13 protein-coding genes are annotated in these 11200 nt (G+C 37.5%); 12 read left to right on the top strand and 1 reads right to left on the bottom strand.

Features of this window, described 5'->3' with window-relative positions; translation table 11 throughout:
• Positions 1 to 14: 14 nt before the first annotated feature.
• Entirely contained in the window at positions 15 to 410 is a 396-nt protein-coding gene (locus tag LCX93_RS02260; RefSeq protein WP_226067972.1) for a P-II family nitrogen regulator, read from the bottom strand.
• 439 nt (positions 411 to 849) lie between these two features.
• Here LCX93_RS02260 and LCX93_RS02255 point away from each other — a divergent pair, with 439 nt between their 5' ends.
• The 12 genes from LCX93_RS02255 (at position 850) to tig (ending at position 11198) form a co-directional block, all read left to right on the top strand.
• A complete protein-coding gene (locus LCX93_RS02255; protein ID WP_151901042.1) occupies positions 850 to 1077 on the top strand; it encodes a 4Fe-4S dicluster domain-containing protein in 228 nt (75 codons plus the stop codon).
• Positions 1078 to 1136: 59 nt separating this feature from the next.
• The gene (locus LCX93_RS02250; protein WP_226067956.1) at positions 1137 to 1706 is read left to right on the top strand and encodes a carbon monoxide dehydrogenase beta subunit family protein; all 570 of its coding nucleotides are present in this window, start codon (positions 1137 to 1139) and stop codon (positions 1704 to 1706) included.
• Between the two features lie 4 nt (positions 1707 to 1710).
• Positions 1711 to 2913 carry a transketolase C-terminal domain-containing protein gene (locus LCX93_RS02245; RefSeq protein ID WP_226067948.1) on the top strand — a complete coding sequence of 401 codons (1203 nt, stop codon included), beginning with the start codon at positions 1711 to 1713 and terminating at the stop codon, positions 2911 to 2913.
• Position 2914: 1 nt separating this feature from the next.
• Positions 2915 to 3784 (top strand): thiamine pyrophosphate-dependent enzyme, encoded by an 870-nt coding sequence (locus LCX93_RS02240; RefSeq protein ID WP_226067946.1) that lies wholly within the window; start codon positions 2915 to 2917, stop codon positions 3782 to 3784.
• A complete protein-coding gene (locus LCX93_RS02235; RefSeq protein ID WP_226067944.1) occupies positions 3784 to 4485 on the top strand; it encodes a 2-oxoacid:ferredoxin oxidoreductase subunit gamma family protein in 702 nt (233 codons plus the stop codon). The genes LCX93_RS02240 and LCX93_RS02235 overlap by 1 nt, the downstream gene beginning before the upstream one ends.
• 95 nt (positions 4486 to 4580) lie before the next feature.
• Positions 4581 to 5570, top strand: coding sequence for a GTP-binding protein (locus LCX93_RS02230; protein ID WP_349636708.1), 990 nt, complete (start codon positions 4581 to 4583; stop codon positions 5568 to 5570).
• A 417-nt stretch (positions 5571 to 5987) separates the two neighbouring features.
• The gene (locus tag LCX93_RS02225) at positions 5988 to 6701 is read left to right on the top strand and encodes a carbon monoxide dehydrogenase beta subunit family protein (RefSeq protein WP_226067942.1); all 714 of its coding nucleotides are present in this window, start codon (positions 5988 to 5990) and stop codon (positions 6699 to 6701) included.
• A 12-nt stretch (positions 6702 to 6713) separates the two neighbouring features.
• Positions 6714 to 7898, top strand: a complete 1185-nt coding sequence (locus tag LCX93_RS02220; RefSeq protein WP_226067940.1) for a transketolase C-terminal domain-containing protein — start codon at positions 6714 to 6716, stop codon at positions 7896 to 7898.
• Between the two features lie 13 nt (positions 7899 to 7911).
• Positions 7912 to 8820 (top strand): thiamine pyrophosphate-dependent enzyme, encoded by a 909-nt coding sequence (locus LCX93_RS02215; RefSeq protein WP_226067938.1) that lies wholly within the window; start codon positions 7912 to 7914, stop codon positions 8818 to 8820.
• Position 8821: 1 nt separating this feature from the next.
• Positions 8822 to 9532 carry a 2-oxoacid:ferredoxin oxidoreductase subunit gamma family protein gene (locus LCX93_RS02210; RefSeq protein WP_226067936.1) on the top strand — a complete coding sequence of 237 codons (711 nt, stop codon included), beginning with the start codon at positions 8822 to 8824 and terminating at the stop codon, positions 9530 to 9532.
• Positions 9533 to 9545: 13 nt separating this feature from the next.
• Positions 9546 to 9773, top strand: a complete 228-nt coding sequence (locus LCX93_RS12685; protein WP_502988716.1) for a 4Fe-4S dicluster domain-containing protein — start codon at positions 9546 to 9548, stop codon at positions 9771 to 9773.
• Between the two features lie 165 nt (positions 9774 to 9938).
• Entirely contained in the window at positions 9939 to 11198 is a 1260-nt protein-coding gene (gene tig, locus LCX93_RS02205; RefSeq protein WP_226067927.1) for a trigger factor, read from the top strand.
• Positions 11199 to 11200: the final 2 nt, after the last annotated feature.

Raw genomic sequence — 11200 nt, 5'->3', positions numbered from 1 at the left:
TCTGGTGCTAATACTTAGCTCGCCGGTGTATCAATAGCACTGAAAGCATCTAAATCAATATCATTCGATCTTTTCTTGTTTTTCACAATAGTCTTTTCCAAAGCATCCAAATCTCTTTCGCCGGTACGGATACGTTCAACTTCCAACACAGGCACGACCCAGATTTTTCCTGCACCGTGATCAATATCCTGTGCATTTGCACGAATAGCCTCCATTGCTTTGTCTTTATAAATCTTATTGGGAACTATAACAATAACCATTACCTTTTCTGTCAATTCAGTTTCTGTACCGTCCCAACAACCTTTTCCTAATACTCTTGTTACAGTAACACCCTGTATTCCCTCTTCTTCTAAGCCATGCAACACATCATTAAGTGCTGACGGATCTATAATACTATTAACCTGAACCATATGGAACCCCTTTTTGTTTATATGTCAGCAATTTAAACATTATAACTTTTAAGCTCGGCTAAAAATAGAATCAGGCACAGATTACCACAGCTAATATTTAGGTTAAATCTCAATATACAGCCATTTGAGATAATCCGGCTATCCTAAGTGTTACATATTGTAGCACTAATATATCCTCATTGCTTCAAAAAGTAGCACAAGACCCGGCAAAACAACTTATATGTGCAGATTTATTGTTTTACAAAAAATATTTATCTTATAAATTAAAGAGAATTTAAAGGACTTTCCAAGTAAACTCCCAACTGAAAACATAAAATGTTGCTGATAAAAAGTATATTTCTATATTTTTTGATGCCGCAAAATTGATAAAGATACTTAGAATTGATTGAAATTTTCAATAGACTGGTATTTTATGTTTAAGTCATTTATAGGAGAAAAAATGTATTATGTAGCAAAAGTGAATGCTGACATGTGTGCAGAGTACAAGTGTAATACATGTACCCTGTATTGCCCGGAAGCAAATACACTCATGTTCGATAAAAGCGGAAATACATCTTGGGTTGATGTAGACAGATGTAAAGGGTGTGCATTATGTGTATACGTATGTACTGATATGCTCAATCGTGATTGTATTACGATGGAAATGCCTAACGTTGAAGCAGTCTAAGTCTAAGTTTTAGATTTAAGTAACAAATAGAGTAAAATAAAAAAATCATAGGAGAACTTATGGCAAACCAAGGTCCTGCGTATTATTCACCATATCCTGCGGCTACGTACGAAGGTGTAATAACACCACCAGAAGGAAAAGCACTTTTATTAGAAGATGTGGTAGATGAAGAAACGGCAATGAGAGAAATTGCAAAACAGATGTTGACAAAAGAAAATGCAACAATTTTCCCCGGTCCACAAGTACTTTACGCATGGAGCGATGAAGCAAAAAGAAAAGCAACTCTTATCAAAGAGATGGCAGAAGTTCTGAATGCAAACATGATTCCAATGTATGACTACAGACCAAAATATCCAAAAATTGATGCTGAAATTGAAATCAATCCAAATCATCCAAATTTGACGATTTGGGAAAACAAAATCAAAGCAGCAATTTTTATCGGTGTTCACTGTCATTATGCAAATGTTGCATTAAAGATTGTTAGAGCAGAAACAGACTGTTACACTATAGCAATGTGTGCTTTATCCGGACATGAAGATGCAATGGCTACTATTAGAGACCAACATGCTTCTGATCTTGAAAAGTTCATTAAAATAGCTAAAGAAGTTAAATCAGAGTTGGGAGTATAAAACAATGAGTAAACGAAGTGATATGACAAACACACACAACTGGTCTGGACAGAAATTAGTTTCAACAGACTATTTGCTTTTCGAAGCTCCTAGAGAGAAACACTTCATGACTGGTTCTGAAGTTTTAAAAGAAGCAATGAAAAGATGTACGGTAGATGCCTCGGTATCTTACCCAATTACACCACAATCAGAAGCAGCTCACCTTATCGGTGAATTATGGGCTGAAGGATATGTCGGTACTTACTTTAGAGGTGAAAACGAATTTGGTGTAATGTCTGAAGTTGCAGGCTGTGCAATGGCAGGTGCCAGAACAGTAACAACTACTTCCGGACCGGGGACACTTAGAGCGATGGAAAACTTTCCACAATGGTCTGGAACAAGAATTCCCTGTCAACTGGTTTTAATGGCTCGTGGTATTAACTCACCACTTACTATTCAACCAGACAACTTAGAAGTTTCATTCATGCTCGAAACAGGATGTATGATTTGGTATGCTGAAAATGTTCAAGAACTTTTCGACATGTCAATTGCAGCATTTACAGTTGCTGAAAAACCTGATGTTCATGTTCCTATTATTACAGTAGTAGACGGTTTCTTTGTATCTCACACAAGAGAGGCAGTTATGCTTCCGGCTGATGACATAGCGCTAGCTCCATATGATCCGTACAAAGCGCCATTGCCTCCGATTGATTCAGAAACACCTCCGGGACGTTTTTTAAGAGATCCGTTCGTAATGAAATCTAACTATATCTCGTATGCAACACACGCTTCTTGGCAGTGGGAAGTAAGATCGGCGGTAGAGCGTTCACGCCCTTATGCAGAACACTACCTCAAAGGTCTTATCCACATTACCGGTGAAGATGATGCGGAAATTGCATTCGTTACATGTGGAACGGCATCAAACCAGGCAAAAGAGGCACACAGAGAGCTTATGAAACTTGGCATAAAAACGAAAGTTATCAAGCTGAGAACAATCAGACCTTTCCCTGCCAAAGAACTTCTTGCAGCTGTTGAAGGTATCAAACATATATTTGTACCTGAATTCAATGTTGTCGGATGGTTAGAAAAAGAAGTAAGAAAAGAACTCTACAACAAGTGTGAAGCAGACATTGTCGGTGGACCGAGAGTCGCTGGTGGTATGAGTATGCCTGCTGAAGCAATTATTGCGGAAGTTATGGAAAAAATCAACCCGGGAAAAGGAGCATAAGATGGCATTAGATATCTATAAAATAAATCCAGAATTTCGTGATATTATGCCTCAAGAGATTATAGATCTTGAGGAAAAAGCTACATGGTCAGTCAAAATGGACAAACCACGTGGTATCAAGGAACTTCCTGACACAAAAGAGTTGCTCGAAGAGCATTCACTCTGTGCCGGTTGTCCTGAAGCGGCTGCACTGAGATATGTACTTTCTGCACTGCCAAAACCGGAAGATACAATTATTGTAAACTCGACAGGGTGTACATCTTTAATGTTCCCGCATATTGCGCTTCATACTGTGCACTCACTCTTTGGTAACCAAAATGCAGTTGCATCAGGGATCAAAAGAGTTCTTGACTGGAGATTCCCGGATATTGAAAAAGATGTTGTTGTTTTAGCCGGAGACGGTGCTACTGTTGATATCGGTCTGGACTATACACTTCAGTCTTTCTTTAGACAGGAAAATATCACTACTATCTGTTTTGATAATGAAGTCTATGCAAATACAGGTGGGCAGGAGTCTGGTGCTACAGCAAAAGGACAAGTCTTTAAAATGGCGCCTATGGGTAAAAAGTTTGACAAAGTTCCTATGTGGGAATTAGCAACAACTTCAGGATGTCACTACTCTGTAAATATGACAGCTTCTGCTCCAAAAGCAGTTGCCAAAGCAGTCAGAGAAGCAATCTTGATAGCAAGAGAAATCGGACCGACTTTCCTTAATATTTACACACCGTGTATTCTTGAAATCGGTTTAAGTGCAAATGAAGGCCTTGGTGAGATGAAAGATCAAGATAAAGACAGATTCGCATCTTACAAACATGTTTCACCTGAAGCAGAAGAATTTTTGAAAAAATGTAAAGAAGAAGGGCGTATATAATGGCAAAAGATTCAATAAAAATCAGAATGCCTGGTCTTGGCGGCCAAGGCGCGGTAACAGCAGCACACATTGCTGCTACAGCTGCAGATACAGAAGGTTACTATGCTGTATCAAATCCGTTTTTTGGTGCTGAAAAGAGAATGGCGCCATCTGAAAGTTATGCAAGAATAGGGACAGTGCCTATTTATGACAGAGGGGAAGTTATTTACCCCGATATCGTTATGATTTTTCACCCGCAGGTTATTACTATGGGTAAATCATATACAATGCCTTTTTATGCAGGTATCAAAGAAAACGGTCTTGTAATCATCAACAGTGACAGAGACCTTTTAACAGATGATGATAAAAAAACATTGAGTGATTTGAATGTAAAAGTGCTTACGAAAGACTTTACTCAGTTTGCTATCGATATGGCAGGAACTGAACTAGCAACAAATATGGCGATGCTGGGTGCCCTCTTTGGTGCTTTGGGAACTGTAAGCAAGCCTGCTATTGAAGAGGGAATCAAAGACAGATTCCTGAAAAAATATACGGCTTCTGGCGGTACAGCTACACTTGACTCGGTTATTGAGAAAAAGTTCAAGAAAAAGAAAGAACTTATTCAGAAAAATCTTGATACTGCTTCAGCAGCATTTGACTTGACAGTTGACTGGTGTAAAGAAGTCGGATTTGAGCAGATTTTAGAATCTCCAAGAAAATAGTCATAATGTAACTACTGTTATGCAACACAGTAGTTACTTTTTCCAATTTATATTATAATACTTCAGAACAATCTGTTCTATACAAACATAATTCCATATTAAAGGAAGATCCCATCATACAGTCATTTATAATTACAGGGTTTTTAGGTGTAGGTAAAACAACCATGCTTACAAATACTGTCAAAAAATATTTTAAAAACAAAAAAATAGCAATAGTTGTCAATGAATTTGGTGATATAGGCGTTGACAGTAAAATTCTTACAAATGTACACAGTGAAGTCCTGGAAATTTCAGAAGGGTGTATTTGCTGCAAATTAGCCCAGGAATTCGAAAGCGGTGTGAGTGAAATTGTCAACAAATACAATCCCGACATCATATTTGTAGAAACCTCCGGTGCTTCCGAGCCTTTTCCGATTTTTCTCTCTTTGCAAAATCTCGGTATATCCATTGAAGGTATCATATGTGTTGTTGACGCAAAAAACTTTGATACATACAAAGAGAACTCTACCGCAAAGTATCAGTTGGGTGGTTCAAACATTATCATACTCAATAAAGTTGATTTGGTAACACCTGCAGAACTTGAGGAAGTAAAAAAAGAGGTTATACAGATTAAAGAAGAGTATAACATTAAAAACAATCTCACTGGAGAGACGGTATTTAATAACTATATGATTCACTATGCAGAGCAGGGTCTGGTAAACAAAGAGGTATTTGAAGGCGTTTATAAAATAGATGAAGTCATCGGCCTCGCAAAAAATTATAAGCATCTTGATCATACAGGCAAGGACTCTATCACCCAAAAAGTAGCCTATCTCAAAGAAAATGTACTCTTTAATGATATAGACCAACTCCTAAATGCCCTTCCCAAGAGTATCTACAGGACAAAAGGTATTGTAAAAGTTACCGATGTACCCAATCCTATCTTTATCAATTACTCCTTTGGTGATGCCAGCTATGAAGAGCTGCCCGAGTATAAAGAAAAATCACTCTTAATCTTTATCGGTGAGAGTATTGCAGATGATGTAAAACTACTCAGTCAAAAATTTCCTTTTTTGATTCTTCCCCAATTCAGTATAAATAAATAATTTATACTGTGTAAATTCTACACACTAATATTTCCTCTTCTTTTTAAAACAACCTGTAGATACTATAATTCAATAGCGTCTACAGGGCAAATAGGCAAAATAGTTACAATGTTTTTTGCTTTATTTAATTTTGATAATCTATATCTTTTTTTTATGTTTATTTTAAGCTCGTTGGAACATTTCACAGAAAACCTCTTGAAACAACCTATTCACGGACCTTGGGAAACATACCTATTTATAATTCTTATCATATTTATAATAGTATAAAATGCTAATAATAATAATTCGCAAATTCAACTAGATGAAAGAAAGCAGTCTTAAGATTAAAATATAGTTACCAAGCTTAACTGCGTGTTAGGGCATTTCGATGTAATTTATCGAAACTTTTTCGTATTCGTACTAAATAAGGAGGTAACAATGTTAAAAAAAGTAACAGAAGGTCCGGCTGGGTATATGCCTACATCCGCACCATACATGGGAGTTGAACTTGCACCTGAAGGGCAGGCTTTACTTTATGGAAACAAAGTAAGTGAAGAAGAGGCTATGCGAGATGCTGCAAGAGCACTTCTAACAAAAGATAATCCGACAATCTTCCCTGGTCCACAAGTATTATGGGATTGGAAAGATGATGTTGCGGCAAAAGCAGAAGCAATCTTAGAGTTAGCATCTGAAATTCCAAACTGTAAAATTATTCCAATGCCGGATTACAGACCAAAGTACCCTAAAATTGATGTGAAGGCGGAGATTAATCCTAATCACCCCAACCTTACAATTTTAGATAACAAAATCAAAGCGTGTGTTTTTGTCGGTGTACACTGTCACTATGCAAATCTTACTCTTAGAATGATACGTGCCGGTACAGATTGTTATACTATAGCATTGTGTGCCTATATGGGTCATGAAGAGGCTATGGCATCAATCAGAGACCTTCATGCAGAAGATATTCATAAATTTAAAGAAATTGTAATTGAAGAAAGAAACAAACTAGGCATTGAGTGGGAAACTACTTTACCACCTGAAAATCCATCTTTACCTAAAGAAGATTTGACTACATTATCACCTGCTGATTATGGTGAGTACAGAAGTCTCATCATGACAAGAAAAGGTGAACATGTTACTGAAGTTGAATAAAGGAGATAATCAATGAGTCCAAATCCAGAAAAAAAATTAGAAAAAAAATTAGTAGATATTAACTATCTGTTAAAAGAAGCTCCGAGAGAAAAGCACTTTATCACAGGTGCGCAGGCAATGGCAGAAGCTGTTAAAAGAGCAAGTGTTGATATGGCAATCGCCTACCCTATTACACCACAGTCAGAGGTAATGCACCTTGTTGGTGACATATATGCGCAAGGGCACATTAAAGAGTACTACAGAGCTGAAGAAGAGCTTGGTACTATGTCTGCAATCGCAGGTGCTGCAAGAGCGGGTGTACGTCTTTTTACAGCTACTTCAGGACCAGGTCTACTTCGTGGTTTAGAGGCAATTGTTTCTTGGCCAGGTCACCGTGTTCCGGCTGTACTTGGGATATTGACACGTGTTATCAATGCACCATTATCTATTCAGCCAGATAATATCGAAATGGCATATATGATGCACTGTGGTGCCGTAATGTTACATGCTGAAAACCAGCAGGACACATTTGACTTCACATTGGCAGCATTTGCTATTGCTGAAAAAGTTGATGTATACATTCCTGTTGCTGTTGCTACTGAAGGTTTCTTCGTAACACACGCAAAAGGCTATGTGGACATGACTCCTGAAGATATGGCACTGAATGAATTTGATCCGGTTGCTGCACCGGTTCCTGCGATGGACAATGAAACTCCACCGGCAAGAATCCAACGTGATGCACCTGTTCAGAAATCAAACTTTATGTCTTACCTGATTCATGCTGTATGGCAACAGGAAATCTGGGATTCAAACAAACGTGCAATGAAATATATTTATGAATATCTTGGTGGACCGATTGAAGTGAAAAACCCTGAATCTGAAGTATTCCTTATTGCTTCCGGTTGTGCAGCTGCACAGGCAAGAGAAGCATGGAGATATGCACAAGAAGCCGGTTTAAGCGTTGGTTTAATCAAAGTAAAAGCTATCAGACCATTCCCTATTGATGAAATTAGAGATACAGTTAAAAATGCAAAATCTATCATAGTCCCTGAACACAATATTATCGGTTGGTTATGTAAAGAAGTTAAAGCGGCGATTCCAAATGGTGGAATTGTTACAGAGGGACCAAGAGTATACGGTGGTATGACACTTCCAGTTGAGTTAATAATGAAAGAAATTCATAATTCACTTGGCTTAGAATACGACTTAAAACTATAAAAAAGGAGATAAAATGAGTTTAAAATATATAACTCCAGCAGAGAGATTTAAAAAATATCTACCAAAAGATTATGTAGAACTAGTTGACTACGGTCCGTTTGGAAAAACACAAGAAGAAGCTGGTCCAGGTAATATGGGGCAGTTTAAAGAGCTGGTAGAAGAACACCCAATGTGTTCTGGTTGTTGGATGGCATACTATATCAGACTGATTTTTGCTTCACTTCCAAACCCGGAAGATACAGTAACATTAGGTACAGCCGGCTGTGGTCGTTTGGCTATCTCTCAGGCTGCGGTGCCGTTTATTTATGGTAACTACGGTGACCAAAATGCTATGGCATCAGGATTGACACGTGCATTCAGATTACGTTTCCCTGATAAAACAAAAGATGTTATTACTATTGCCGGTGATGGTGGTACAATGGATATTGGTTTTTCAATGACTATGCACTCATGGATTCGTGGTGAAAAATTTACTACAATCATGCTTGACAATGAAGTTTATGGAAATACAGGTGGACAATCTTCTGGTATGTCTCCAAAAGGTGCTATCCTTAAAATGGCTCCAAAAGGAAAAGACTTCGGTAAAATGCCGGCAACAGAGCTTGCAAGAGCAGCTGGTTGTGTCTATACTGTAAGAATGTCTCCGACAAACATCAAAAAAGCGGCTAAGATTATTAGACGTGCAATTTTTGTAGCTCGTGAAGTTGGACCGACATTTATTCATGCATATACATCATGTAACATTGAGTACTCTATTCCAACTCATGAAGTATTTGCAGATGCAAAAGCACAAGAAAAAGATCGTTTTACATTTGAAGAGTACATGACTGATGAAGCAAAAGAAGTCATCGAACGTGTAGAAGCTGAAGAAAAAGCAGCAAGAATGGCAAGAAAAGCTCAAAAAGCAGAGGCGGTAAATTAATATGGCTGATAAAACAAGAAAAAAAAGATATAACATACGTATTTCTGGATTAGGGGGACAAGGTGTTGTAACAACTGCGCACATCCTTGGTTCAACAATGGATAATGCAGGGCAATATGCATCTTTGGTACCATTTTTTGGTTCTGAAAAAAGAATGGCACCTGTTGAAGCTTATGTAAGAGCTTCAACAGAGCCGATTTATGAAGTTGGTGAAGTTGTATATCCGGATATTATCCTGATTTACCACTCACAGGTTGTAACACACGGTAAGTCTTATACAATGCCGTTTTACACAGGTCTGAAGCCTGACAGTTTGATTATCATTAACTCTGAAGTAAATGTACTTGATGAAGATGATGTAAAAGTTTTAAAAGACTTAAGAGCTACCGTTGTTCAGTTTGATGCTACAAAACTTGCACTTGATACTGCAGGAACAGAACTGGCAACAAATATGGCAATGATGGGTATGATGCTTGGACTTATTAATCTTGTAAGTATTGACAATATTGAAACAGCGGTAAAAGAAAGATTTTTAGGAACATCATTCGTATCATCTGGTGGTACAGCAATGCTTGACTCTGCAATAGAGAAAAAGTTTAAGAAAAAAGAAGAATTACTCCAAAAAAACATGGATGTAATCAGTAAAACTTTTGAAATGGCTAATTCTATCGATCTTGATACTGAAGATTTAATCATTAAATTCGATATATAAAAAAGGAAAATAAATGTATTATGTAGCAAAAGTTAATTCTGACATGTGTGCTGAGTACAAGTGTAATACTTGTACTTTGTATTGTCCAGAAGCAAATACTCTAATGTTCGATAAAGACGGAAATACATCATGGGTTGATGTAGATAGATGTAAAGGTTGTGCATTATGTGTTTATGTATGTACTGACATGCTTAATCGTGATTGTATCACGATGGAAATGCCTAACGTCGAAGCAGTATAATTACTGTACCCGTAAGTCATCCTTTATGGGTGGCTTGCCTCCTCTTTTTATTATGTCAATCCCCATAAAATTTAAACAATCTTTTATTATTTATCCAACTTCGTATAAAAAGTTACTTTTAGACAATAATGTTAGAATAATACTATTAAAAGCAAAAGGATCAGAGTGAAAGTCTCAGTAAAAAAAATTGACGATATTAACTTTATTATGAGTGGTACCGTTGAGAATCGTACAATAGAAACCAAAGTGGCAGAATTTAAAGAAAAACTCTCCAAAGATACAAATGCTGATGCACAAAAAAGTGAAAATATTGAGCAAGAAGCCGCTGGCGAAGTCTTCAAAGAGTTCATTAATGCAGGAATCAAAGAAGCGAACATAGATATTGAAACTATATTGGGACAGCCTCTTCTTAAAAAATATGAACAGCAGGGAGAGAATGTATACTTTGAAGTAGCACTTTCAGTCAGTCCTGTAGTTGATGTTGATGCACTGGATTACAGTGAAATTGTACCCGATTTTACAAAACCAAAAGCAGACCCTGAGGCTGTAGAAGCCAAACTCACAGAATTTGTCCAACAACAAGCGCCATTTATACCTATTGAAAAACCAAGACCCCTGCAAGAAGGTGATGTAGCAGTAATAGACTTTAAAGGTTTCATTGAGGGAAAACCTTTTGAAGGTGGCAGTGCCGAAAAATTCAATCTAAAAATCGGTTCCAACTCATTTATTCCAGGCTTTGAAGAACAGCTTATCGGAATGGAGTACGGCGAAGAGAGAAGTATAACCGTCACTTTCCCTGAGGATTATCAGGCAGCTGACTTAGCCGGTAAAGAAACAAAATTTGATGTAAAACTTCATGAAATCCAAGAACAAAAAGCCCAGACACCCGACGATGCTTTTGCTCAAAAAATCCTTAGTGACCCTTTGGCAACTCTTGAGACACTCAAAGAAAAATTTGCGGACCAAATTATCTCCGAAGAACTTTCACGACTCTATATGGAAGAGTTAAAGCCAAAAATTGTCAATGCCCTGCTTGAAAAATTTGATTTTACACTGCCTGCAAACATTGTTGAGCAGGAGATAGATGCAAAAGTACGTGAAAAAACAAAAAACTATACAGAAGAAGAACACAAACAGTTTCTCGAAGATAAGGAAAAATTTCTCCAACTGAGAGAATCCGTACGCAAAGAGGCTCAAGATGTTGTAAAAACCGCACTGATTGTCGAAGCGTTGGCAAAAAAAGAAGGTATAGAAGTGCATCTTCAGGAAGTTCATGCAGCCCTTGGTTATCAGGCAATGATGACAGGTCAGGATGCCCAGGAACTTGTAAAATATTATGAAGAAAACAACCTGATGACATCTGCGAAGATGGGACTGACCGAAGACAAACTCTTTGGAAAACTCCTAGGGTTTCACAAACAATAAAC

It is taken from the genome of Sulfurimonas sp. SWIR-19, from assembly GCF_020410885.1.
Taxonomy (GTDB): domain Bacteria; phylum Campylobacterota; class Campylobacteria; order Campylobacterales; family Sulfurimonadaceae; genus Sulfurimonas; species Sulfurimonas sediminis.
This window is presented reverse-complemented; position numbering and strand designations above follow the sequence as displayed.